General features: G+C 66.8%; 22 protein-coding genes and 1 pseudogene. 12 read left to right on the forward strand and 11 right to left on the reverse strand.

Annotation, left to right across the window (positions count from 1 at the left end; translation table 11 throughout):
* The coding region (locus C7402_RS29530) for an aromatic amino acid lyase (protein WP_208949026.1) at positions 1 to 720 on the reverse strand (720 nt) is incomplete at its 3' end.
* Positions 721 to 990: 270 nt separating this feature from the next.
* Here C7402_RS29530 and C7402_RS29535 point away from each other — a divergent pair.
* The 7 genes from C7402_RS29535 (at position 991) to C7402_RS29565 (ending at position 6,816) form a co-directional block, all read left to right on the forward strand.
* A complete protein-coding gene (locus C7402_RS29535; protein ID WP_112173434.1) occupies positions 991 to 1,749 on the forward strand; it encodes an ABC transporter substrate-binding protein in 759 nt (252 codons plus the stop codon).
* Between the two features lie 39 nt (positions 1,750 to 1,788).
* On the forward strand, positions 1,789 to 2,478 hold the full coding sequence (locus tag C7402_RS29540; protein ID WP_116613149.1) for an ABC transporter permease: 690 nt from the start codon (positions 1,789 to 1,791) through the stop codon (positions 2,476 to 2,478).
* Positions 2,475 to 3,188, forward strand: a complete 714-nt coding sequence (locus C7402_RS29545; RefSeq protein ID WP_116613150.1) for an ABC transporter permease — start codon at positions 2,475 to 2,477, stop codon at positions 3,186 to 3,188. Before C7402_RS29540 ends, C7402_RS29545 begins: the two co-directional genes overlap by 4 nt.
* 32 nt (positions 3,189 to 3,220) lie before the next feature.
* Positions 3,221 to 3,988 (forward strand): ABC transporter ATP-binding protein, encoded by a 768-nt coding sequence (locus C7402_RS29550; RefSeq protein ID WP_112173437.1) that lies wholly within the window; start codon positions 3,221 to 3,223, stop codon positions 3,986 to 3,988.
* Between the two features lie 203 nt (positions 3,989 to 4,191).
* Positions 4,192 to 5,775, forward strand: a complete 1,584-nt coding sequence (locus C7402_RS29555; RefSeq protein ID WP_116613151.1) for a methyl-accepting chemotaxis protein — start codon at positions 4,192 to 4,194, stop codon at positions 5,773 to 5,775.
* A 79-nt stretch (positions 5,776 to 5,854) separates the two neighbouring features.
* Positions 5,855 to 6,406 carry a helix-turn-helix transcriptional regulator gene (locus C7402_RS29560; protein WP_116613152.1) on the forward strand — a complete coding sequence of 184 codons (552 nt, stop codon included), beginning with the start codon at positions 5,855 to 5,857 and terminating at the stop codon, positions 6,404 to 6,406.
* Complete coding sequence (locus C7402_RS29565) at positions 6,403 to 6,816, forward strand: VOC family protein (RefSeq protein ID WP_116613153.1); 414 nt, start codon at positions 6,403 to 6,405, stop codon at positions 6,814 to 6,816. The genes C7402_RS29560 and C7402_RS29565 overlap by 4 nt, the downstream gene beginning before the upstream one ends.
* Positions 6,817 to 6,872: 56 nt before the next feature.
* Here C7402_RS29565 and C7402_RS29570 read toward each other — a convergent pair whose 3' ends face one another.
* Positions 6,873 to 10,253, reverse strand: coding sequence for an ESPR-type extended signal peptide-containing protein (locus tag C7402_RS29570; RefSeq protein ID WP_116613154.1), 3,381 nt, complete (start codon positions 10,251 to 10,253; stop codon positions 6,873 to 6,875).
* A 288-nt stretch (positions 10,254 to 10,541) separates the two neighbouring features.
* Between C7402_RS29570 and C7402_RS29575 the strand changes: the two genes are divergently transcribed.
* Positions 10,542 to 12,296: a response regulator gene (locus C7402_RS29575; protein WP_165842024.1), complete on the forward strand. Its 1,755-nt coding sequence runs from the start codon at positions 10,542 to 10,544 to the stop codon at positions 12,294 to 12,296.
* Between the two features lie 47 nt (positions 12,297 to 12,343).
* On the opposite strand, the gene C7402_RS46475 is transcribed toward C7402_RS29575, so the two are convergent.
* A complete protein-coding gene (locus C7402_RS46475) occupies positions 12,344 to 12,529 on the reverse strand; it encodes a hypothetical protein (protein ID WP_133254583.1) in 186 nt (61 codons plus the stop codon).
* Positions 12,530 to 12,830: 301 nt separating this feature from the next.
* Complete coding sequence (locus C7402_RS29585; RefSeq protein ID WP_112173444.1) at positions 12,831 to 13,286, reverse strand: MarR family winged helix-turn-helix transcriptional regulator; 456 nt, start codon at positions 13,284 to 13,286, stop codon at positions 12,831 to 12,833.
* Between the two features lie 181 nt (positions 13,287 to 13,467).
* On the opposite strand from C7402_RS29585, the pseudogene C7402_RS29590 reads away from it, so the two are divergent.
* Positions 13,468 to 13,899, forward strand: a pseudogene (locus C7402_RS29590) (SET domain-containing protein); the annotation flags it as partial.
* 154 nt (positions 13,900 to 14,053) lie between these two features.
* On the opposite strand, the gene C7402_RS29595 reads toward C7402_RS29590, so the two are convergent.
* Positions 14,054 to 15,406 (reverse strand): polyhydroxyalkanoate depolymerase, encoded by a 1,353-nt coding sequence (locus tag C7402_RS29595; protein WP_112173445.1) that lies wholly within the window; start codon positions 15,404 to 15,406, stop codon positions 14,054 to 14,056.
* A 387-nt stretch (positions 15,407 to 15,793) separates the two neighbouring features.
* Here C7402_RS29595 and C7402_RS29605 point away from each other — a divergent pair, with 387 nt between their 5' ends.
* Positions 15,794 to 16,465 (forward strand): glutathione S-transferase family protein, encoded by a 672-nt coding sequence (locus C7402_RS29605; RefSeq protein WP_116613157.1) that lies wholly within the window; start codon positions 15,794 to 15,796, stop codon positions 16,463 to 16,465.
* Between the two features lie 25 nt (positions 16,466 to 16,490).
* On the opposite strand, the gene C7402_RS29610 is transcribed toward C7402_RS29605, so the two are convergent.
* From C7402_RS29610 to C7402_RS29625, 4 genes are all read right to left on the reverse strand, one after another.
* Positions 16,491 to 17,630, reverse strand: coding sequence for a porin (locus C7402_RS29610; RefSeq protein WP_116613158.1), 1,140 nt, complete (start codon positions 17,628 to 17,630; stop codon positions 16,491 to 16,493).
* A gap of 117 nt (positions 17,631 to 17,747) precedes the next feature.
* A complete protein-coding gene (locus C7402_RS29615) occupies positions 17,748 to 18,563 on the reverse strand; it encodes an ABC transporter ATP-binding protein (protein WP_116613159.1) in 816 nt (271 codons plus the stop codon).
* Positions 18,560 to 19,588 (reverse strand): FecCD family ABC transporter permease, encoded by a 1,029-nt coding sequence (locus C7402_RS29620; RefSeq protein ID WP_244314978.1) that lies wholly within the window; start codon positions 19,586 to 19,588, stop codon positions 18,560 to 18,562. The genes C7402_RS29615 and C7402_RS29620 overlap by 4 nt, the downstream gene beginning before the upstream one ends.
* 74 nt (positions 19,589 to 19,662) lie before the next feature.
* Positions 19,663 to 20,838, reverse strand: a complete 1,176-nt coding sequence (locus C7402_RS29625) for an ABC transporter substrate-binding protein (RefSeq protein WP_425273812.1) — start codon at positions 20,836 to 20,838, stop codon at positions 19,663 to 19,665.
* A gap of 227 nt (positions 20,839 to 21,065) precedes the next feature.
* Here C7402_RS29625 and C7402_RS29630 point away from each other — a divergent pair, with 227 nt between their 5' ends.
* Both C7402_RS29630 and C7402_RS29635 read left to right on the forward strand, forming a co-directional pair.
* Complete coding sequence (locus tag C7402_RS29630; protein WP_116613294.1) at positions 21,066 to 21,779, forward strand: response regulator; 714 nt, start codon at positions 21,066 to 21,068, stop codon at positions 21,777 to 21,779.
* A complete protein-coding gene (locus tag C7402_RS29635; protein WP_224038747.1) occupies positions 21,776 to 23,215 on the forward strand; it encodes an ATP-binding protein in 1,440 nt (479 codons plus the stop codon). The genes C7402_RS29630 and C7402_RS29635 overlap by 4 nt, the downstream gene beginning before the upstream one ends.
* A gap of 15 nt (positions 23,216 to 23,230) precedes the next feature.
* Here C7402_RS29635 and C7402_RS29640 read toward each other — a convergent pair whose 3' ends face one another.
* Both C7402_RS29640 and C7402_RS29645 read right to left on the reverse strand, forming a co-directional pair.
* Entirely contained in the window at positions 23,231 to 23,947 is a 717-nt protein-coding gene (locus tag C7402_RS29640; protein ID WP_116613160.1) for an SDR family oxidoreductase, read from the reverse strand.
* A gap of 41 nt (positions 23,948 to 23,988) precedes the next feature.
* Positions 23,989 to 24,870 carry an NmrA family NAD(P)-binding protein gene (locus tag C7402_RS29645; protein WP_112173452.1) on the reverse strand — a complete coding sequence of 294 codons (882 nt, stop codon included), beginning with the start codon at positions 24,868 to 24,870 and terminating at the stop codon, positions 23,989 to 23,991.
* Between the last annotated feature and the right edge of the window lie 47 nt (positions 24,871 to 24,917).

Below are 24,917 nucleotides of genomic sequence, written 5' to 3' on the forward strand. Positions count from 1 at the left end.
ATCGAACGGCTTCACGGAACCGGCCGCCGCGTCGACGCTCAGCGCGCCGGACACGAGCGCCGTGCGGTACAGGTCTTCGATCGCGAAGAGGTTGTTGAGCGCAAGCGCGGCGGAAGCCTGCGTGCCGTTGAGCAGCGCGAGCCCTTCCTTCGCTTGCAGCGCGAGCGGCTTGAGGCCGACGAGCCGCAGCCCTTCTTGCGCGCTCATGCGCTCGCCCTTCGCGAACACGTCGCCCACGCCGAGCAACACACACGACATATGCGCGAGCGGCGCGAGGTCGCCCGAAGCGCCCACCGAGCCCTTCACCGGAATCACCGGCAACACGTCGGCGTTAAAGAGCGTGATGAGCGTGTCCATCACCTCACGGCGAATGCCCGAGTGGCCGCGACCGAGGCTGGAGAGCTTCAACGCCATCAGGAGGCGCACGACCGGACGTTCCATCGGTTCGCCCACGCCCACGGCGTGCGAGAGCACGAGATTGCGCTGGAGCAGTTCGAGCTGGTCACGCGGAATATGCGTGCTGGCCAGACGCCCGAAGCCCGTATTGATGCCGTAGGCGGGTTCGCCCTTCGCCGTGATCTCGGCAACGGCGCGCGCGCCTGCGTCGATAGCGGCAAAGCTGGCCGGATCGAGTTCGAGCTTCACGCCGCCGTTTTCGGTGGAACGCGCGATCTGGCGCAGTTGGGGCAGGGTCAGATGGCCGGGGGTCAGTTTGATGATCATCGCAGTGTCAAAGTTGTCTGGACAAGGTGGAGTCAGATTACCGAAGCGAGCTTGTCTATACAAGTTCAATCTGCTCCACGTATACCCTCACCATCGCTTCCTGACGCCTGAATTACGCCGTCTTTCGTTTACGGCACAGTGAAATCCCCAGGTGATAACACCGATTGCCCGACTTTTCGACACATCGATAATTGTATAGACAACTTGCCGGACCGGACTCCGCTGCACGACCGGCCACAGGCGTCCTCTATTCCTATCGGAGACTTCATGAAGAAACTTGCCTTGTGTGTCGCCCTCGCCCTTGCCGCCGGTGGCGCGTATGCGAAAGACTGGACCACCATCCGTTTCGGCACCGACGCGAGCTATGCGCCGTTCGAGTCGAAGGCGCCCGACGGCAAGCTGGTCGGCTTCGACATCGACCTGGGCAACGAGATCTGCAAGCGGCTGAACGCGAAGTGCGTATGGGTCGAGCAGGACTTCGACGGCATGATTCCGGGCCTCAAGGCCAAGAAGTTCGACGGCGCGCTCTCCGCGCTCACGATCACCCCGCAGCGCGAGCAGCAGATCGCCTTCTCCGCGAAACTCTTCAACACGCCCACGCGTCTCGTCGCGAAGAAGGGCTCGCCGTTGCAGCCGACCATCGCGTCGCTGCAAGGCAAGACGGTTGGCGTCGAGCAGGGCTCGATTCAGGAGACCTACGCAAAAGAGAACTGGGCGCCCAAGGGCATCAACGTGATTCCCTACCAGAACCAGGACCAGGTGTATCTGGACCTCCAGTCGGGCCGCCTCGACGCCGCGCTGCAAGACGAAGTGCAGGCCAATCTGGGCTTCCTGAAAACGCCGCGCGGCGCGGGCTTCGCGTTCGCCGGCCAGGAGATTCCCACGGGCGCGGCCGCCATCGGCCTGCGCAAGGAAGACGCGGACCTCAAGGCGAAGATCGACAAGACGATCGCCGACATGATCCAGGACGGCACGTACAAGAAGATCGAGTCGAAGTATTTCGACTTCGACGTGTACGGCGGTTGAGCCGCGGTCTTTCCCTGCATCGATAGAGGACTTCCTGCCATGTTATTTCAAGGCTTCGGCCCGCTGCTGCTCGCGGGCACGTGGGAAACCATCAAGCTCGCGCTGCTCTCGCTCGCCGCGGCGTTTGTGCTGGGGCTCGCGGGCGCGGCCGCGAAGCTCTCGCCCAACCGCGTGCTCGCGCGCGTGGGCACCGCTTACACCACGCTCATTCGCGCGGTGCCCGACCTCGTGCTCATGCTGCTGCTGTTCTACAGCATCCAGATCTGGCTCAACGACGCAACCGACATGCTGGGCATGGACCAGATCGACATCGACCCGTTCGTGGCCGGCGTCATCACGCTCGGCTTCATTTACGGCGCGTACTTCACCGAAACGTTTCGCGGCGCATTTCTCGCGGTGCCGCGCGGGCAGATCGAAGCCGGTTTCGCGTATGGCATGAGCTCCATGCGTGTGTTCACGCGCATCCTGTTCCCGCAGATGATGCGCTTCGCCCTGCCAGGCATCGGCAATAACTGGCAGGTGCTCGTGAAAGCCACGGCGCTCGTGTCGATCATCGGTCTCGCCGACGTGGTGAAGGCCGCGCAGGACGCGGGCAAGGCCACCCAGGGGTTCTTCTTTTTCACGCTCGTGACCGGCGCGATCTATCTCGCCATCACCACGGTTTCCAATCTGGCATTGCACCGACTCGAAAAGCGCTATTCGACCGGTGTGCGGAGGGCAGCGCTGTGATCGAACTGATTCGTCAATACTGGCCGAACTATCTGTACAGCGACGGCTTCAATTCGAGCGGCCTCGTCATCACGCTCTGGCTGCTGGTCGTTTCGATCGTCGCGGGCTTCCTGCTTGCCGTGCCGCTCGCCATTGCGCGCGCGTCGCGCAATCCGTGGATCTCGCGACCGGTCTGGGTCTATACGTATGTGTTTCGCGGCACGCCGCTCTATGTGCAACTGCTGCTCTGCTATACCGGCATCTACAGCCTGCACTTCGTGCATTCGAACGCGGTGCTGGGCGACTTCTTTCGCAGCGCCATGAATTGCACGCTGCTGGCGTTCGCGCTGAACGAGTGCGCCTACGCCACCGAGATTCTCGCGGGCGCGATTCGCGAGACTTCGTACGGCGAGATCGAGGCGGCCCAGGCCTATGGCATGTCGAAGACCAAGGTCTACACGCGCATCATCCTGCCCTCCGCATTGCGGCGCGCCCTGCCCTCGTACAGCAACGAAGTGATCCTCATGCTGCACGCCACGACGCTCGCGTTCACGGCCACCGTGCCCGACATCCTGAAGGTCGCGCGCGACGCGAACTCCGCCACTTACATGACGTTCCAGGCGTATGGCATTGCGGCGGCGCTCTACGCGTCGATCGTATTCGGCCTGATCTGGGCGTTCCGCCGCATGGAAACCCGCATGCTGGCTTACCTCAAGCCGCAAGGCCACTGAATTGCACGCAGTCCTGATGGAGTGTATCGAGAATGTACAAGCTGATTGTCGACGACCTGCACAAGAAGTTCGGCGAGAACGAAGTTTTGAAGGGCGTATCGCTCAAGGCAAAGGCTGGCGACGTGATCAGCCTGATTGGCTCGAGCGGCTCGGGAAAGAGCACGTTCCTGCGCTGCATTAACTTCCTCGAATCGCCCTGCTCGGGGCGCATCACGCTCAACGGCGAGGAAATCCGCACGAGCGCCGATCGCGGCGGCGCGCTGCGCGTGAGCGACCCGAAGCAGTTGCAGTCCATGCGCACGCGCCTTTCGATGGTCTTTCAGCATTTCAATCTCTGGGCGCACATGACCGTGCTCGAGAACATCGTCGAAGCGCCCGTGAGCGTGCTCGGCTTGAGCCGCAGCGAGGCCGAAGCGCGCGCGCGCAAGTACCTCGACAAGGTGGGGCTCGCGACCGGTGTCGAACACAAGTATCCGTCGCACCTCTCCGGCGGCCAGCAGCAGCGCGTGGCGATTGCCCGCGCGCTCGCCATGGAGCCCGAAGTGATGCTGTTCGACGAGCCCACGTCCGCGCTCGACCCCGAACTCGTGGGCGAAGTGCTCAAGGTCATGCAGAAGCTCGCGGAAGAAGGCCGCACGATGATCGTCGTCACGCATGAAATGGGCTTCGCGCGCAACGTGTCGAATCACGTGGTATTTCTGCACAAGGGGAAGATCGAGGAGCAAGGCGATCCGAGGGAAGTGCTCAACGCGCCGCGCAGCGAGCGGCTTCAGCAATTCCTGGCAGGACGATTGAAGTAGGACGCCCGGCAAGATTACCCCGCATGTGCCGGCGAAACATCGCTAAACGTTTGCGATTGCGGCGTATGGTCGCAATTGCATGCGCGCCGGTGAGATCGGTATTGTCGCAGCGGATTTCTGAAATATCCTCGCGCTACGGTCACTATTGAGCCGGGCTTTCAGTGCGCTGTTTCGCCACTGAGCCCGGACCCGAAAGGTACAACGTGCGCGAGAATCTACCCGTTACCCAACAAGAATACGAAATAGCGGCGGACGCCACGCTCCTGTCCATGACGGACACGGCGGGCAAGATCATCTACGCCAACGCCGCATTCAACAAGGCGTGCGGATTCTCCATCGACGAACTGCTCGGGCAGCCGCACAACCTGGTGCGTCACCCCGATATGCCGCCGCAAGCGTTTGCGGATTTGTGGGCCACGCTCAAGGCCGGTTTATCGTGGACCGCACTGGTCAAGAACCGCCGCAAGAATGGCGATCACTACTGGGTCCGCGCCAACGCGACGCCCGTGTTTCGCGACGGACGGCTGGCGGGCTACCTCTCGGTGCGCACCCAACCCGGCCGCGAGGAAGTCGCCGCCACGGAAAAACTCTACCGCGACTTTCGCGAGAACCAGGCGGGCAGCCGCGCGTTCCACCAGGGACTCGTGGTGCGCAACGGCGCCTTCGCGTGGATGTCGCTCTTGCAGTTCATGCCGCTCAGGTGGCGCATTCGTTCCGCCATGCTGGCCTCGTTCGCGCTCATCGCCGCAAGCGGCCTGCTGTTCGGCTTGCGCGGCGCGATGATCGAAGGCTTCGCCGGCACGGTCGCGGCCGTCTCCCTGGTCGCGGCGATCTGGCTCGAAGCGCAGATCGCCCGGCCGCTCTCGCGCGTGCTCGCGCAGTCGCTGGCCGTCGCGTCGGGCCAGTCGGCCGGCAACGCCCACGTGAATCGCGCGGACGAGATCGGCATGCTCCAGCGCGCCGTGTGTCAGGCGGGCCTGAACCTGCGCTCGCTCGCCGACGACGTGAGCGAGCAGCTTGGCGGCCTGCGCGACGCCAGCGCCGACATCGCCACGCGCAACAAGGAAGTGTCGCGGCGCAGCGAAGAAGCCGCCGCGAGCCTGGAGCAAACCGCGGCGTCGATGGAGCAGATGACGGCGACGGTCAAGAACAACGCCGGGACGGCCGCGCTCGCCAGTGAGCTTGCGGGCTCGACCCGCCACGCGGCGGCGGCGGGCAGCGAAGTCGTCGGCCAGGTCGTCGCGACGATGGGCGAAATCGCGGGGGCGAGCAAGCGCATCAGCGAGATCATCGGCATCATCGACGGCATCGCGTTCCAGACCAACATTCTCGCGCTCAATGCGGCCGTGGAGGCCGCGCGCGCCGGCCACCAGGGGCGGGGCTTCGCCGTGGTGGCCGCTGAAGTGCGCACGCTCGCGCAGCGCAGCGCCAACGCCGCCAAGGAAATCGCCACGCTCATCAACGACAGCGTGCGCAAGACGACGGCGGGCAGCGACCTCGCCAGCAAGGCCGGCGACGCGATGAAGGACATCATGGGCCAGGTCACGCGCGCGGCCGACCTGATCCACGAAATCAGCCTCGCGACGAAGGAGCAGTCGGAGGGCATCGGCCAGGTGAATCTCGCCATCGCGCACCTCGACCAGGTGACGCAGCAGAACGCCCGCATGGTGCACGAGTCCGCCGCCGCAGCCGGGGCGCTCGGCGCGCGCACGCAGCGGCTGGAGGACGCGGTGGCCGTATTCGAGGGCAGCGGCACGTTGCCTCGACCAGTGGCGCGGCCCGTTTGAGCGACACGGCCGACGCTGCGGGCGCGCGCTGCGCGGCAGGGCGTAAACTACCGGCATACCGCTCACTTCAGCCGAACGTATGCCCGCTCGCGCCGCCCGACATGCACAACACGCCCCGCCGGCCGCCCGGCCGCCGGGGAAAGCCGATACCGAACCCTTGCAGGACCCGGCCCTGCTGCGCCGCCTGCTGCGCGCGAAAGACCGCATGGACGCCGCCTCGCACGAAGCCTGGCCCGTCAAGCGTCTCGCCGAGGTGAGCGGCGTTTCCGAGGCGCATTTCGCGCGCTCCTTCAAGCGCGCCTTCGGCCTGCCGCCGCATCGCTACCTGCTCACGCGGCGAATCGAGCAGGCCACCACGCTGCTGCGCGACACCGACCTGAGCATCACCGAAATCGCCTTCGCCACGGGCTGGGAGAGTCTCGGCACGTTCGGCCGCACGTTTCGCGACGTGACCGGCCTGAGCCCGAGCGCCGCGCGCAGCGCCGCCCAGGCGTCCCTGCCCGAGCTGGACCGCGTGCCCGCCTGCGTGCTGAAGGCCGCGCAACGCCCCGACCTCACCACAGCAGTTTTGGAGAAGCGCCGCCGCGCGGGCAACGCTACAGTGCGTCCATCTATCAAGGAGGTGACATGAACCAGGGAATCAATGTGGTGGGCCTGTATGTGGACGACCAGGACGAAGCGCTCAAGTTTTACGTCGACAAACTCGGATTCCGCGTGCATACCGACGTGCGCAACGGCGCGTACCGCTGGCTCACGGTGCAGCACCCGGAGCAGCCTTCGTTTCAGCTCGGGCTCTTTCTGCCGGGGCCGCCCGTTCACGACGAGGCCACCGCGCAAACCCTGCGCGCCATGGTGGCCAAAGGCGCCATGCCGCCCCTCGTTCTTGCCGTGGCCGACTGCCGCGCGAGCTACGAGCGCTACAAGGCGCTTGGCGTGGAGTTCACGCAGGAGCCCGTGGACCGCTACGGCAGCGTGGACGCCGGTTTTCGCGATCCGGCCGGCAACGGCTGGAAGATGATTCAGGCGCCGAAAAGCGCGTAACGCACCAGCCCTGGCCGTGAGCGCCCACCGGCGCTCATTGTGGTACTCACGGGCCCTCACCAATGCCGCCCCGCGCCGACCGAGAACCCGTAATAGCCGCGCGTGTTGGTCGAAGCCGATCCCTTGATCACCCACTTGCCCGTGCCCGACATGCGCGAGACACCCAGCGCGAGCGCGGCCTGGCCGTCGTAGGTCGAGCCCGCGAGCGCGGTCATGCCCCGGCCTTGCTGCGTGGCCTGCGGCAGTCCGGCCATCGCCATGGCGGCCGCCGTGCCCGCGCTCGCATCGCGCCGCACGCTGGCGATGCGGCGGTCCGTATAGCCATATGAATTCTGCAATGCCGAATTCACCTGCTGGTCCGTGTAGGCATTCGCTTGCGAGAGCGTGTCGCCAATGCTCTGCTGATGCAGCGAGACCGTGTCGTTCACCGTGCCGATCTGCTGCGCGAGCGCGTAGAGTTGAGCGCCGTTGATCGCATCCACGCTACCCGACGCAATTTCGCCGTCAGCGACACCCGTGACCGTGCGTGCGCCTTGCGTGCCGCTCACGTCCACCGTGCTGCCCGCCGTGTTCGCGCCAACCGTGATCGCCCCCGTGGAGGCATCCTGTTGCACGAGGCCCGGCTCGCCCTTGCCGATCTGCGTGCTGATGTTGTTGACGGTGCTCTCGATGGTCGTGACGCGCCCGTCGATATTCTCGATCGCGCCGCCCACCGATTGATACGTATTGCCGCCCACCCGGTATGTGGGCGCAAAGAGCGTGCCGTCGTTCTTCACGTACGAGCCGCCGCCCAGCGCGTTGGCGACGGATTCGCTCACGCCGTGCAACTGGCTGCCGTTGATCGCCTGGAGGCTGGCCGCCGAAACAAGGCCGTCCGCCACGCCCGAGAGTTGCCGCGCGTCGCCGCCGCTCGCCGAAAAGTCCACCCGCGTCCCGCCGGTGTCCTTGCCCACCGTGATCGGTGCGCCGGCATCCGACTGTTGCACGAGCCCGAGCGTGCCATACGTGATGTTCTTCGTGAGGTTGGCGATCTCCGTCGTGTTCGTGGTTGTCCGCGCATCGACGTTTTCTATCGCATCCGTCACGTTGTGATAGGTTGCGTTGTTGACGCGAATGGTCGGCGCGGTAACCGCGCCATTGCTGTCCACGCCGGAGCCGCCGCCAATGGCGTTCGCCACCGATTCGCTCGCGCCATACAACTGGCTGCCGTTGATCGCGTCGGTGCTGTCACGGGTCACGCGGCCGTCGCGCACGTTCGCCAAACGGACCGGCCCGGTTCGCCCCGCGCCGAGCGTCACCGAGTCGTGCTCCGGCGTGTCGTACAACACGGCGTCCTGCCCGGTCTTCTTCAGGTGGTCGATGTCCAGGCGGTTTTCGTCCACCTGCTCGCGCGTGCGGTTCAACTGCGCGACGTTCACGGCGTCGGTTGCCGCCGTGCCCGCCGCAACGCCCGTAATCTGACGGCTGCCCGCCTGGCCTGCGGCGTCGACACTGCCAATGTTCAGTTCTCCGATGGAGTTCTGACCATGCAACTGCCCGGTTCCGTCGACATAGCCGGTCATCGCGCCACGCGTGGCGCTCGCATGGTCGCCGAGCGCCACGCTGTTCTGCGCGGCCTGCGCATACGAGCCCAGCGCGACGCCGTTTTGTGCCGCGGATGCCGCGCGGCCTATCGCTACGGCGTCGTCTTTCGTGGCGTCCGCATCGGCGCCGAGCGCGACCGAGCGCTGCCCCGTTGCGCGCGCATGCGTGCCGATGGCGGTGCCCCAATCGCCCGAGGCGGCGCTTTCACCGAGCGCGATGCTGCCCGTACCCGAGGCCGATGCGCCCGAGCCCACCGCCGTCGCCCAGTAGCCGCTGGCAACGGCGCCGCGGCCAAGCGCGACCGCGTCGGCCGAACCGGCGAGCGCCTGCGAGCCGAGCGCAACGGAGCCCGCGCCCTGCGCCAGCGAGCGTTCGCCCGCGGCGACGCTGTTCTCTCCCGCTGCCGTGGCGTCGTCCTGCTGACCGTTGCCGCGCGCCTTGAAGTAGCGCGTGCCGCTCGTGTCGATCTGGTTCACGGTGTCGCCGAGCGTCGTCACCTGATTGGCAGTGGCCTGCAACTGCGCCACGTTCACCGCGTCGGTGGCCTTTGAGCCTGCGGCTACGCCGGTGATCTGCCGGTAAAGGCCACTCGACTCGTCGCCCACGCTCAGCGCGCCGGAGGTCGATCGCGTGGCCGCCACGGCGGTCTGGTCCGCGCCGCCCGCGCCCGGCTGCACGTAGCCCGCGACGCCCGCGCCGCGCGAAGCCTGGGAGCCCGCCCCGAGCGCCACGCCGCCTTTCACGGCGCTCGTTGCGCGCGAACCCACTGCGGTCGCCTCGGCGACATTGACGGCGACCTGCGCGCCCGAGCCGATGGCGACGCCATATGACGCGCCCGTGCCCACCTGCGCGGCGGCGCGCTCGCTGTCGGCAATGCCGGTTGCGGGCGTCATGCCGCCGCCCACGGCCACCGAATACGCGGCCCCTTCAGCAACACCGGCGTTCGCGCCGAGCGCGGTGCCGTATTTCGACCGGGCTTCCACTTTCGCGCCGTAGCCGAGCGCGCTCGATTTCACCGAAGCCGACGACGAGGCCGCGCCGAGCGCGAGCGCGCCGCTTTGCGCGGCGCTCGCCTGGTAGCCCGCGGCGACCGAGACATCGGCATCGGCAGTCGCGTTCGCGCCACGGCCAAGCGCAATGCTGTTCGCGGCGGCCGCATTCGAACCATTGCCGATCGCCATGGCGTTGTCGGCGGTCGCCGTGCTCTTGCCGCCAAACGCGATGGAGGCCGTATTCATCGCGCGCGCCTCGCTGCCGATCGCCAGCGCATAGTCCTTGTTCGCCACGCTCGTGGGACCGAGCGCGACCGCGTAGTTGTCGTAAGTCTTCGCGTCATAGCCGAGCGAGAGCGACTTGATCCCGTAAGCCAGCGCCGATTCGCCAAGCGCAACCGACTGGTCTCCGGCGGCCTGCGTGAAAGCGCCGAGCGCGAGCGCACCCACGGCGTTGGCCTTCGCGGACTGCCCGATCGCGATCGAGCGATCCCTGAGCGCCTGGCTAAACGCGCCGAGCGCAATCGCACTGTCACCCGTCGCCGTAGTCTTGCAGCCGATCGCGATCGGCGAATTGGTGCCGCTCGCATAGGTCGAACCCGTGCCCGACACGCACGTCGTCGTGCTGGAGTCCGAACCGTCTATGGCAATGCCCGTTTGCGTCGCGACGGTGCCGCCGCCCGCGGCAAAGCCGTTGGCCGCGTGCGCGGCGTCCAACGCGCCTACGCTCGACAGCACGAGCGCCGCGAGCACGACCGCGCCTTGCTTCGTTGCGCCTTTCCCCCTGCCCCTCGCGGTTTCCGCAGCGGCAACCCAGGTGCCGGTGATCGCGTTCCAGACGTTGCGGTAGATCTTGTTCATGGCCTCGACTCCCAATCGTGTCCTGATTGAGGTCCATTATCGAAACCGCAGGGGCAGCCTTAAATCACCGGGGCGGGCAAACCGCTGTAGTGCGCGCACTACACAGGCAAGAGCCAGGCAACCAGGCGAGAGCCGGCCAGGCGTCGCGATTCGCGTGGCGACGCTATGATCGGACCGCGTGCGGAGCGCGTCAGTCATGGGCTCCGGTATCGCACCGTAGGGGTCCCACGACAAGCGGGCGTCCGGCCGACGCGGGCAAGCGCGCGGCGGCGCCCGGGGAGCGAGCCGATGCGCCGTATCATCATTGCCGACGAACAAGCCGTCACCCGGCATGCCGTTCGCTTACTGCTGGAAAAGGAAGGATTCGAAGTCCTGCTCGAAAGCGGTGACGGTCTCGACACGCTGCGCGCCGCGCACGAACTGCACCCCGACCTGATCGTGGCCGGGCTCGGGCTTGCGCGGCTGGGCGGTCTGGAAGTCGTGCGGCGGCTGCACCAGCGCGAACCCGACCTCAAGACGCTCGTGCTGGCGTCGCAAGATAGCGAACATTTCGTTGGACTATGCATCGAGGCGGGCGCCTCGGGATTCGTGAGCAAGCGCGGCGACCTGGGCGAGTTGACGCTTGCCGTGCGCAGCCTGCTCCAGAACCGCGCCTTCTTTCCGGCGCGCGCACCGGCTGCGGGCCCGGCCAACGCCGGTGATCTTGCGGAAGCCGACCGCTTGCGCAGCCTCTCCGCGCGCGAAATGAGCGTGCTCTACTACCTCGCGAGCGGCTACACCAACCGCGCGATCGCCGACGAACTGCTGCTAAGCGACCGCACGGTCAGCACCTACAAGCTGCGGCTCTTTCGCAAGCTCAAGCTCGACAACATGATGGAACTGGCCGAGCTGGCATGGCGCAACAACATCCTGGGGCCCGGGCACGTCGCGGGCGGCGAGCCGCCCAAGCCGTGGAAAACCGATGCCCAGGGGCGCGAGCTGCTGCGCACGATACTCGACGCCATACCCACCGGCATTTCCATCAACGATGTCGAAAGCCGCCTGCTCTTTGCCAACCAGTTCCTGCTCGGCCGTTTCGAACGCCGGCTCGACGACGTGATCGGCAAGCGCCTGAGCGAGCTGAACGTGTTGAGCGCCGACGAGGCGGTGACGCTCGAAGACGTGTTCATCGACGCCGTGAGACAGGCAACTTCGTTTTCGCGCGAAGTGGTGCTGACCTACAAGGGCGAGTCGCTGGCCGGGCTGGTTTGGGGCGCGCCGATACGCAACCGGCAAGGTCTGACCGTGGCGATGATCTGCGGCGTGCAGAACATGGCCGAGCAGGAGCAGGCCTTTCTTTCGTTGCGCGAAGCGAAGGAACGCGCGCAGAGCGCAAGCCGGGCGCGCAGCCGCCTGCTGGTCGAGGCCGTGGAGGCGTTGCGCCGGGAACTGGCCGGTCTCGAAGTCGCCTCGACGGTGACGGCAACGGTCACGACAACGCTCGCGAACGGAAACGGCGCCGACACCGCCGCGCAAGCGATCGCCGCCATCGAAGCGCGGCTCGACAATATCCAGGCGCTGATCGAGGCCGACGCGGCCAATGCCGGCATCGCGCCGGTACGTTGCGACATTGCGCAGATCACCGGGGAGGCGCTGCGCGCGGCGGCCCGCACCCACCCGCAAGCGCTGTTCACATTCGACGCGCCTGCGGGCGGCCCGCTCGACGTGTGGATCGACAAGCAGCGGTATCAGTTGCTCGTGCGCGGCCTCCTCGCGCGCGCAAGCGATGCCGTCCACCACGCGCCGCTCGATATTGCCCTGCGCACGCGCGCCCAGAGCCGGGCGTTGGTCGAGATCGAGCTGGAGATGCGCGACACGCCGCGCGCCGGGTCAGGCGGCGCGGCGACGCGACGCCCGCCGCCACAAGCGCCCGCGCTGCTAGTGGACGCGGCGCTCGCCGCGAGTCTCGGCGCGGAACTCATCGCGAGCGGTGCCGACGACACGCTCAGCGTGCTGCTTCGCCTGACGGTCGCGAAGGCCGCGCCCTCGGGCGCGCCTTCGTGAACGGCCATACCGGCGGCCGTCGAGCAAACGTCATTTTGTATGACATATCAACCAATGGACGGCTGGTCGAGCGACGCGAACGGCGCGTGGCCGTCCATCCAGTCGTACTGGCTTGTCGGCGTCGCCCATGCCCAGTTGGATGACGAACGCGTTGCAGTGCCAAGGCTTGCGCGGTCCGCGCCGCTGCCCGGTTCGGTGCCCGTCTCGTGGCTTTCCGTGGTGATGTCGTTCATTTCGTCTCGCTCCAGATAGAAATTGACTCCGCACGCGGTTGCCGGCGATTTACGCGGCGCGTGCGGCAGGCTATTCAATGTGAGCGAACGATACGGGAATTGCGCGCCGCGCATTTTGCTTCAAATGCCATTCTTTTATGCGTTGGCGCCACAGCGCGTGAGCCAGCCCGCCGTGGCGAAACGGCGCGGCGTTCCACACGGCATTTCGATGACAATTCAATGACTGAGCGCGCACCTGGAAGCCATGTGCGGAAAGTCACGCGGGGCACGCCGGTTCACGCGGCATGCCGCAACGAGGCAATCAGGGCGTGGCGTCCCAGCCGTGGGATGCGAGCACCTTGTCGAGCAGGAAGCGCAGCGCCAGGCGTTCCGCGTCATTGAGGCTCTGATAAAGGTCGCTATCGCGCTTGTCGAGCGTCGGGCCGATCTTCTTGAAGATCTTCCGCCCTTCGGCGCTGAGCGAAATGATCACGCTGCGCCCGTCCTTGTCGTTGCCTGCGCGCGTGAGAATCGCCTTCGCGAGCATGGCCTCGACCGTGCGGCTCGCCTGGCTTTTGTCGAGATTCGCGCGGCGCGAAATGTCCATGACCGTTTGCGGCCCGAACGTGCCGATCGCCGCGATAATGCTCGCCTCGGGATACGGCACGCCGAGCTTTTCGCGCGAGAGCTCGCTGCTCATGCGATCGGCAATCTTGGTCAATGCCTTCAGCCGGTAAGTCAACGAGGCGTCTGCGCCTGGCTCATTCGTACTCGCCATAGTCCCCACTCAAAGAAAATGTAACCGGAACGTCGCCAAATAAACCCAACTATGGTGCACTGAGCCGGGTCGCGAGGTCAACTGCCGGGTGTCGGGCGCGCCGCGCGCAGTGCGCGCAAATTTCCTGTTCGCTTTCACATTGGCCGCTTATACTGCACGCGTTCAACGCGTGAACATGGCCATGAGCAAACGAATGACTGTCCGGCGTTCGCCGGTGCACGGAAGAGGCGTCTATGCATTGCGCCCGCTGCGGGCCGGTGAACGCATCTTCGAATACAAAGGCAAGATCATGAGCTGGCGCAACGCCGCGCGGCGTTACCGCACGCGCGAAGACGACGCGCATACGTTCCTCTTCGGCCTTTCGGACGGGCGCGTGATCGACGGCGGCCAGGGCGGCAACTGGGCGCGCTGGCTCAATCACGCGTGCCAGGCGAACTGCGAGACGGTCGAGATCGACGGTCACGTGTTCATCGACGCGTGCCGCGACATTCTGCCGGGCGAGGAGCTGTTCATCGACTACGCGCTCGAATTGCCCGACGACGCGGACGAGGAAACCCAGCGCGACTATGTTTGCCGCTGCGGCTCGCCGGCATGCCGCGGCACGATGCTCGCGGGCGTCGTGGCCGCCGCGCTGAACGATGTAGGCGAAATTGCGGTTGAATGTGCAATCGAAAGCGCGCTTGACGACGCGATTGACGACACCATAAGCACCACGAATCCCGCGCCCCTCCCCGCCATCGGCCCCGGCGCGGCCGCCCCCCTCATCGCTATCTAGACGGTGCTTCCGCGGCCTTCGAAATCGCCGCGGCGGCATGCGTCTGCGCGTCGAGCAGCGCGCGCAGCGTGACCTGATCCGCGCCACCCGCTGCCGCCGTGGAGGCAAAGCGCCGCGCGCGCGGCTCGTGATCGTGAATCGTGGCGCGCACGAGCGGGTAGATCTGCGTGTCCCAGCGCCGCCCGTTGAATACGCCGTAATGCCCCACGCCCGTCTGCACGTGGTGGGTCTTCATGTAAGGACGCAGCCCCGAGCATAGCGCCTGTGCGGCCACCGTCTGCCCTACCGCGCAAATATCGTCCTTTTCGCCTTCGATCGTGAGCAGCGCCGTGCGGCGGATCGCGTGCGGCTCGACGAGCCGTTCGCCCACCTTGAGCTTGCCGAGCGGCAGCGCGTACTCCTGAAACACCGAGCGCACCGTTTCCAGATAGAACTCCGCCGTGAGATCGGTGGTGGCGAAATACTCGCGGTAGAACGCGCGGATCGAATCGGCTTTGGCGGGGTCGCCCTTCGCGCGCTCGCGGCGCATATCGGAAAACGACGCAAGATGGCGCTGGAGATTCATCTGCATGAACGCGCCCAGTTGCACGAACCCCGGATACACGCGCCGGTGCGCGCCCGCGAAGCCGCCCGGCACGGCGCTGATGAGATTGCGCTCGAACCACTCGATCGGCTTGCTGTTGGCCAGCGCGTTCACGGCCGTGGGATTCACGCGGCAATCGATCGGGCCGGCCATGAGCGTCATGCTCGCCGGCTGGGCCGGATCGTTGTCGGCGGCCATGAGCGAAACGGCCGCGAGCGAGGCGACCGTGGGCTGGCAGATCGCCATGAGGTGCGAGTCGGGGCCCACCGCGCGGATAAACGCCATGACGTGCTCGACATATTCGTCGAAGCCGAAGCGCCCCGCCATCAGCGGCACGTCGCGCGGATTGTGCCAGTCGGTGATGTAGACGTCGTGATCGGCGAGCATCGTGCGCACGGTGCCGCGCAGGAGCGTCGCGAAGTGCCCCGACATGGGCGCGACGAGCAGCACGCGCGGCTGCGGCGCCGCCGTGTCCTTGCGAAAGCGCAGGAGCGTGGCGAACGGCGTGCGCTTCACCACTTCCTCCGTCACGCGTACGCTCGCGCCGTTCACCTGCACGGCGTCGATGCCGAATGGCGGGCGCGCGTGCGTGAGGCCCGCCATCTCGATCAGTTCCCAGCCCGCGTCGATGGTGCGCGCGTCGAGACCGGCCGCGAGCGCGGGCCACGCGGCGAGGGTGTTGCGTGCGAGCGTGGCCGTGGCGCGCCAGGGTAGCGTCAGGTCAGCCATCGCCTGGTAGGCCGAATAGGCAAGCAGGTTCATGGGCGCGGGCTCTCGAATGGTGTGAACGCTCAAGAGGCAATACATATGCCAGCACATCGGCAAACGGCGGCTTGCGGCTCATTTCACTGGCACGGTGTTTGCACCCTTCGATTGCACGTCTTGCCGGTGGCCCGCGCGCGCGATGCCGTGTGCGCAGGCGCGCGGCGCGCCGGGCACGGGCGCGCTCGCCTCGCGGGCCCGTGCTTCCCCGTGCTTCGTTACGCCCGCGCATGCCGCAAAACAGTGCGCCGCCACGGCGTTCGTGGTGCAGCGCGCCCGTGCGGCGTGCGCGCCGCCGTCACGCGCGAAGACGCGAAGACACCATGGCGCGATGCCGCGACGACGAACGCACGCGCCGCCCTGAATCTCACGCACCGGAGATGCCGCATGAGTCAGACGAATACGAGCATGCCCACGACCTTGGCGATCAGCAGCCGCAACTATTCGTCGTGGTCCATGCGCGGCTGGTTGCTCGCGAAACTCGCGGGACTCGAATTCGAAACGCTCGCCGTCCCCATCGACGACGCCGCGGCGCGCGCCGAACTGCTGCTGCTCTCGCCCTCGATCCTCGTGCCCTGCCTGCGGCACGACGGCATCGAGATCTGGGACACGCTCGCGATCTGCGAATACCTCAACGAGATCCGCCCGCAGGCGCGGCTGCTCCCCGCGCAGCGCAACGCGCGCGCGCACTGCCGCTCCGTCTGCGGGGAAATGCACTCGGGCTTCAGCGCCCTGCGCTCCGCGCTGCCGATGAACCTGCGCGGCCACTTTCCGAGCTTTCGCATCTGGTCGCGCGCGCAGGACGACATCGAGCGCATTCTCACGATCTGGCGCGATTGCCTCGCGCGCTACGGCGGCCCCTGGCTGTTCGGCGAGATCGGCGCGGCCGACGCGATGTATGCACCCGTCGTCACGCGCTTTCTGACCTACGAGGTGCCGCTCGACGCCGATATCGGCGAGTACTGCATGCGCGTGCTCAAGCAACCCTATGTGGCCGAATGGATCGCGGCCGCGCAATCGGAAACCGAGGATATCGACGAGCTCGACATGGAATTTTGAGCGAGCCCGCCGGCGCCACGGTTCGTTAGAACCGGTGCCGCATGCCGATCGCGACCACCGTCTGCTGATCGGTGGAGGAAGGCGACTGGCCGCTGATGTCGGCGCCGAGGCCCGAGCCGTCCGCGCCGATGTGCTGGTAGCTCGCTTGCGCGTACACGTCGGTGCGCTTCGACAGGAAGTAGTCGGCCTGCACAGAAACCTCGTGCCAGCGCGGATGATGCTCGCCGCCCTCCGTCGAAAGCGCGCCCTGCGTGAAGGTGTATTCGCCGGTCACGGTGAATTGCGGCGTGAAGTCATAGCTCGCGTTCACTTCGTAGTTGCTGAAGCTCGCGCCCTGGCCGTTTTGCGTGAGCCCAAGGCTGTTCGCGCCGTTGATGGTGTCGAGGCCGCCGAGTTGCGTGCGGGTCCAGACGAAGCCCACGCGCGCGTGGCGCATGAGGTAGTTCACGCCCGCGCCATAGGTGCGCTGCTGGCTGGCGACGAAGGTACGGTCGGTGAGCGTGAGCGCGCCGTTCGTGTTGGCGCTGCCGCCGTTGTTCGCTTGCAGATAGCCCGCGCCGAACAGGAGCGAGCCGAAGTCGTACGAAGCGCCGAAGCTGTAAAGGCGGTTGTCGTCGAAGCCGCCCGCTTCGTTGGAGAAGCCATACAGCGCGCCGAATTTCACGCCGCCGTAGTTCGCGCTCGCGTACTTCACCGCGTTGTTCACGCGAAACGAATTGTTGAGGTTGTCGTTGTCGTACGGGTGCGCCGCGAGATTGTTGCCGCCCGGATGACGGCCCGTGAAGCTGAGCGGCGCGAGATAGTCCACCACGGAGTCGTACTGGCGGCCCAACGTGAGCGCGCCGTAGCGTGCGTTGTCGAGGCCCGCGTAGGCCTGGTAGCCGAACAGGCGGCCGCCCTGGCGCATCGAGCCGTTGGTCACGCTAAAGCCGCTCTCCAGCCGGAACACGGCGTGCGTGCCGCCGCCCAGGTCCTCGCTGCCGGTCACGCCCCAGTGGCTACCCGTCACGTTGCCGCTGCCCGCGGCCCACAAGCTATGGCCGCCCGCATTGCTGTTGTACGAGAGGCCGGCGTCGATCACGCCGTAGAGCGTCACGCTGTTTTGCGCGTGGGCGCCGCAAGCATAGATCGCGGTAAAGGCGGCGGCGATGAGGGTCTTTTTCATTGTTGTCCTTCGAGTTTTCATTGGGCGAGCGCCGCGCAGCGCACGACCCGGCCCCGCATGCGCGCATGCGGGGCCGGTGTGCTGAAGCGGCGGATTGAACGGGCTGGCTGGGCCGTGCTAGAGACGGCTGGCGATGCCCTGCTGACCGGCGAGACCGTCGATCAGAACCTGAAGCTGTCCGCGCGAGCATGGCTCGATGCGCGCGCGGACGCTGAACACTTCGGCGAGGCTATCGGCCGTGACCACGTCGGCCGGCGCGCCGAAGCGTGCGATGCGTCCCTGATGCAGCAGCATCGCGCGGTCGCAGCCGCGCACGGCGGCGTTGATGTCGTGCAGCACGACGACGGTGACGATCGCGCGCTCGCGCGTCACCTCGCGCACCACCTGCATCACCTGAAACTGGTGATTGAGGTCGAGCGCCGAGCACGGCTCGTCGAGCAGCAGCACCTGCGGATCGCGCACCAGCGCCTGGGCGATGCCCACGAGCTGACGCTGGCCGCCCGAAAGCGCGTCGAGCGAGCGGGCAGCGAGCGCGCCAATGCCGAGGCGCTCCAGCACCGCGTGGGCCTGTGCGATCTGCGTGGACGACGCGCCACGTTGCAGCACGGGCTCGCGCCCCGCGCGCGCCGCCACCACCACCGACTCCAGCACGCCGAGCCGCACGCCCGCGGGCAACGCCTGCGGCAGATACACCACGCTGTGCGAGCGCGCACCCGCGACCGACAGCTTGAGCGGCGCGCCATCGAGCGTGAGTGAACCGCCGCTCGGCGCGCTCAAGCCCGCCAGCGTGCGCAGCAAGGTGGATTTGCCGCTGCCGTTCGGCCCGAGCAGCGCCGTGATCTCGCCGCGCGCGAGCGGCCCGGCGCTCAACTCGCGCAACACCTCGCGCTTGCCGTAGCGCACCGAAAGCGCATGAATCGCGAGCCCCTTCATTGCGCGGCCCCCTGCGAGCGCACGACGATGCCGAGAAACAGCGGAATGCCCACGAGCGCCGTGACGATGCCGACGGGAATCAGCACGCCCGGCACGAGCAGCTTCGAGGCGATCGAAGCGAGCGAGAGCATCAGCGCGCCGAGCAGGAGACTGCCCGGCAGATAGAAGCGATGATCCTCGCCGAACAGCGTGCGCGCGATATGCGGCGCGATCAGGCCGACAAAGCCGATGGTCCCCACGAACGACACCGCCAGCGCCGAGAGCGCGGACACGCGCAACAGCGTGCCCAGGCGCAGCCGGCGCACGTCGATGCCGAAGCTCGCCGCGCGCTCCTCGCCCAGGCGCAGCGCGGTGAGCGTCCACGCGTTGCGCATCGAGAACGGCATGGCGAGCGCCAGCGCCGCGCCAAGCACGCCGATCTTCGGCCAGTCGGCGCGGGCGAGCGAGCCGAGCGTCCAGAACACGAGCCCTTGCAGCGCGTCGGCGGAGGCGATGAACTGCATCAGTTCGACAAGCGCATGAAACGAGAACACGAGCGCGATGCCCATCAGCACCACGCCGGAGGTGCTCATGCCGCGCCAGCGCGCGACGAAATCGAGCAGCAACGCCGAGGCAAAGGCGAACACGAACGCGTTGGCGGACACGATCCACGTTTGCGCGACGCCGGGAATCGCCACGTCGAGCACGATGGCAAGCGATGCGCCAAAGGCAGCAGCCGCCGACACGCCCAGCGTATAGGGGCTCGCGAGCGGATTGTTGAGGATGGTCTGCATCTCCGCGCCCGAAAGGCCGAGCGAGGCGCCCACCGCGAGCGCCATCACGGCATAAGGCAGGCGGATCTGCCAGACGATCACGCTGTTGGCCGGATCGGCGCCGGCGGGCAGGAAGATCGTGCGCAGCAACGTGGCGACGGGCAGGCCAGAGGGGCCGGAACTCAGATCGAACAGCAGCGACGCGACGATCAGCACCGCCACGCCCGCGAGACACAGCGCGCGGCGGCGCGTGAGGCGCGCGTAGGCGCGCATCTGCGCATGGGCGTCGCTTGCGGCGTCCACGGGCTGTGCGGCGTCGGCGGCCTCGGCGGTGAAACGCACGCTGCTCATCGCGCGGCCTGTTGCGCCTGCGGCAACGGTGCGTCGACCCATTCCGTGCCCGTATCGGGAATCGCGAGGAAACGCTGGTACAACGCGTGTTCCGTTGCGTGCACATCGAGCGTGCGGAACTGCTGCGGATAGAACCACTTCGCGAACGCCTCGATCGCGACGATGTTGTACGGCGAGTCGTAATAGTTGTGCGAAATGCCGTGCACGCGGCCGTCGTGAATCGCCTTGATCGCGTCAAAGCCGGGGCGCGCGGCCAGTTGCGCGAGGCTCGCTTCGGCGTCGTGCGCGCTCGTGAGCGCGCCCACGCGCAGCGAGGCGAGACCCGGCTTCGTGCGGCTGCCCGTGGCGATATAGACGTCGGGGCGCGCCGCGATCACCTGCTCCATGCTGATGTCGCCGAGCACGCCGGGCAACAGGCCCGCCGCGATATTGCGCCCGCCCGCGGCGTCCACGAACTCGCCGAAGTTGCCCTTGCCCGCCGTGTGGCAGCAGCCCGCGTCCCAGACGCCCGCCAGCATGTCGACGAAGACCTTCGGCCGCTGCGACTCAGGAATCGCGTTCACCACGCGCTGCACGGCGGCGAGATGCTGCTGATAGAACGCGATATACGCATCGGCTTCCTTCTCGCGATGCAGGACCTCGCCAAGCAGCTTGATGCTCGGCAGCGTGTTCTGCATGGGGTGCACGCGGAAATCGACGAACACCACCGTCGTGCCGGTGGCCTCCAGTTGCTTGACGAGCGCGTTGTAACGGCTCGGCCCGTGCCCCGCAATGCTGAAGATCGCGACATCGGGCTTGAGCGCGAGCGCCTTCTCGTCGCTGATGCTGTCCTCCGTCGCCCGGCCGATGAGCGGAATCTGGCGGATCTCGGGGAAGCGCTGCGCGTAGGCGTCGTAGGTTTGCGGGTCCATCGCAGGCAGATCGCCCTGCCAGCCCACCACGCGCGCCAGCGGCTTCTGCCCTTCGAGCAACGCGAGCGCCGAGAGCAGGCGGCTTTCGCCAAGCAGAATGCGATGCGGCTCGGCGGGCACCTTGATCGTGCGGCCCGCGAGATCGGTCACCACGAGCGGCGCGCTTGTGGCGTTCGCGGCGCTGGTGGCATTCGCGGCGCTCACGGCCTGCGCCGCCGCGGGCGTGGCGGCCTGTGCGGCATGGGTGGTCACGCCAATCATGAGCGCGGCGGTCGCCATTGCGGTTGCCGCCGCGCTCGCCACTGCCGCGGCCCGCTGCGCCCGTTGGATCAAACGAAAGGTCGTCATGATATATTCAGTAAATGCGAACGATTGCTATTTGCGAACGAAACTTTAACGGCCGTTTGTAATGGCGATGTGTTGAAACCGGCCGTTTTGTAATGGAATGTGTTGGCGCGGCTTGCGAGGCGCGCCGGCAAGAGAAAAAGATGGATCACATCCTGGTCGTCGACGACGACGCCAATATCCGCCACCTGTTGCGCGACTACCTGCGCGAAATGGGCTACCAGGCGAGCGCCGCCACCTGCGGCGCGCAGATGAAGCAGATACTCGGCACCGCCCAGGTCGACCTGATCGTGCTCGACCTCATGCTCGACGGCGAGGACGGCCTCGACCTCACGCGCGAGCTGCGCCGGGCCCACGACATCCCCGTCATCATCCTGTCGGCGCGCGGCGGCTTGCTCGACCGCATCCTCGGCCTCGAAATGGGCGCGGACGACTATCTGCCCAAGCCGTTCGATCCGCGCGAGCTGGTCGCCAAGATCAAGGTGGTCCTGCGCCGCACGCGCGCCGTGCCGGGCGCGCGCGCGGCCGACGCGAACGCGTTCATCACCTTCGCGGGCTGGCGTCTCGACACGCGCATGAAGCAGATGCGCTCGCCCGAGGGCGTGGTCGTCTCGCTCGGCGGCTCGGACTACCGCACGCTGCGCACCCTGCTCGATCATCCGAACCGGCCGCTCTCGCGCGAGTTTCTGCTCGACCAGGTGTTCAGCAAGAGCCTGACGCCGCTCGACCGCGCCATCGACGTGTGCGTGAGCCGCCTGCGCCAGCACCTGGGGGACTCGGCGCGCGAGGCCATGCTCATCCGCACCGTGCGCAACGAGGGCTACATGCTCGTGGCGGACGTCGGGTACGAAACGTGAGGCGGCTCGCGCAATACGCTTCGAGGCTGCGGCTGTGGCCCGACACCCTCTACGGCCGCCTCGTGCTGATTCTCGCGGCGGGCATGTTCGCGGGTCAGTTGCTGACCAGCACGATCTGGTTCGAGACGCACGACAACCGCACGCTGGAAATTCCCGCGCGCCTGTTCGGCAGCCGGCTTGCCGATACGGTGCGCCTCGTCGAGCACGCGCCCGACGCCGCCACGCGCGAAGCGATCGTCGCCACGCTCGGCGACGACCGCTATCGCCTGCAATGGATCGAGGGCGCGCCGCAACCGGTTCCGGTCACGCTGTCGCTCGCGCAGCGCGCCACCGCCGAACTGATCGCGGGCGTGATCCGCAAGCGCCTTGGCGAGCCCATCGGCGTGCATCTCATCAGCGCCCAGGTGCGCGACGACGAGCAGCGCCGCACCGGCGTGCTGAGCCTGTTCGATTCGCGCATGCCCACCGGCGTCTTCCACGTGCAGGTGGAAGTGCCCGGCCAGGGATGGCTCGACATCCGCGCGAACGAAGGTCAGGCGGGCATGCACACCGAGCGCGGCGCGCTCGTGCTCGACTACCTGCTGCGCATCTATCTGATTCGCTTCGCGGCCATCTGCCTGATCGCCTTCGTCGCGGTGCGTTTCGCGCTGGCGCCGCTGCGCCGTTTCGCGGCGGCCGCCGAATCGCTCGGGCGCAACATCTACCGCGCGCCCTTGCCGCAGGCGGGGCCGCGCGAAGTGCGCAACGCGGCGCAGTCGTTCAACGCCATGCAGCAGCAGTTGATCGAGAGCTTCGCCGCGCGCACGCGCTTTCTGAGCGCGGTTTCGCACGACTTGCGCTCGCCGCTCACGCGCCTGCGTTTGCGCACGGAAATGCTGCCGGACCCCGCATGGCGCGAGCGCCTGCGCGGCGACCTGGAAGAGATGGAGGGCATGGTGCGCGCCACGCTCGACGCCGTGCAGGGCGTCGAGATCACCGAGCCGCGCCAGCGCATCGACCTCGCCTCCATGCTCGAAGGACTCGCCGCGGACGCCTGCGAACAGGGCCATCGCGCGAGCGTCACCGGCAGCGTGCGCGCGCCCGTGCCGGGCTTCGCGCGCAACCTCAAGCGCTGCCTGCAAAACCTGTTCGACAACGCGATACGCTACGGCGGCGAAGCGGCGGTGAGCGTGAGCGACGAGGGGCGCGGCGTGCGCGTGGTGATCGGCGACCGCGGCCCCGGCATTGCCGATGACGCGATGCGGGAGCGCGTATTCGAGCCGTATTTCCGCATTGCGCCACGCGCAGCCGACGCGCCCGGCGGCACCGGCCTCGGCCTCACGATCGCGCGCAGCGTGGCGGCCGCGCACGGCGGCACGCTCGTGCTGCGCAATCGCGTGGTGGACGGGCGTATCGCCGGGCTCGACGCCGAGTTGTATCTGCCGAGGGACGACTAGCGCCTGTTCACGCGCCTATGCCCGCAGAACGTCGGGATCGATATAGCCCGGCACCGTCGCCGAAAGCGACGCCTTCAATTCGCGGCTGCCCGCATCGGCAAGCACTTCGCTCTCGCCCGCTTCGAGCGCGTCATACGCCTGACGAACGACATCCACGGGGTCGGCTTTCGGCACGTCGAAGTCTTTGGTCAGGTCGGTATCCACGAAGCCCACGTGCACGCCAACCACGCCGATCTGTCTCGCCTTCAAATGAAGCCGAAGATTGTTGGTGTAGCTCCACGCCGCCGCCTTCGAAGCCGAGTACGGCGCGAGGAACGGCACGGAGCGCCACGTCACGTCGGAAAGCACGTTGATGACGCCACCGTTGCCGTCGCCGGGAAGCTGCGCGGCGAAAGCGGCGCTCGTGCGCATCACGCCGTAGAAGTTCGTCTCGAAGATGCGCCGCGCCTGTTCCTCCACGTTTTGCGCGACGGGCGACTCGCTGACTTCCGCAATGCCGGCGTTGTTCACGAGCAGCGTGACATCGGAGGCGATTTGCGCGGCGGCGGCGACGGAGGCCGGGTCCGTCACGTCGAGCTTCACCGCAACGATGCCGGGCTCATGAAAACCATCCGGGTTGCGCACGCCCGCATACACTTTCGCCGCGCCGCGCGCGAGCGCTTCACGCGCGAAAGCAAGGCCAAGGCCGCGGCTCGCGCCGGTCACGAACACAACGGAATTCCTGATCTTCATTTTGAATCTCCTGAACGAGTGGAGTGAAAGGATGGACGGCTTCAAGCCTGAAAGAGATCGCGATTGGCGCGCACGAACGCTTCGACCGTTTGCGGCGCTTTTCCGGTAACGGATTCGATGATGGAGTCGGTGCCCTTGAATACGCCGTTCTGGTAATCGACGGCGACTTCGATGAAATGCTGGATCGCGAACTCCGGGAGATCGTATTGCTGCAAGTGTTCGCGATACGCTTCGAGCGTGGACGGGCGATACACGATCTTGCGGCCGATCACCTTGCCGATTTCGTCGGCAATGCCCTGGTGGTCGAGTTCGACCGGCCCGCAAAGCGTGTAGGTCTTGCCGATATGCGCGGACGGTTGCATGAGAACCGCCGCGATGAAGCGCGCCTGGTCCTCGGCGGCAATCGGCGCGTGGCGGCCCGCGCCGTAAGGCAGCGTGATGGCGCCTTCCTTCACGATGGTGTCGAGCACCCACGGGAAAACGAGCCATTCGGAAAAGAACGTCGGGCGGATATGAACGGTCGGCACGCCCGACCAGTCGAGCACGCGTTCCGCGATCCAGTGATCGCGCGCCGCGTGGCTCTTCGCGTCTTCGCGGGCGGAAATCTGCGACATTTCCACGACGACTTCGAGACCGGCGCGGCGCGCGGCGTCGGCGAAATACGCCGTGCCCTGAATGAAGCCGGGACGCACCGGATAGCAGAGATACGCGCCGTCCATGCCCGACGTGGCGCGGATCAGGTCGTCGTGATCGAGCAGGTCGCCCACCACCACCTCGGCGCCGGCCGCGCGCAGCGCCGCGCTGCGCTCGTCTTCCTTGTGGACCATCGCGCGCACCGCATGGCCGGCTTCGAGAAGGATGTTGACCGTATGCACGCCGGTCTTGCCGGTGGCGCCGGTGATCAGAAACTTACGCTGTTGCATGATGAATCCCTCCAGTCGGGTTAGATGAACATTGACAAGTGCATATG

Source organism: Paraburkholderia unamae (assembly GCF_003096875.1).
Classification (GTDB): domain Bacteria; phylum Pseudomonadota; class Gammaproteobacteria; order Burkholderiales; family Burkholderiaceae; genus Paraburkholderia; species Paraburkholderia unamae.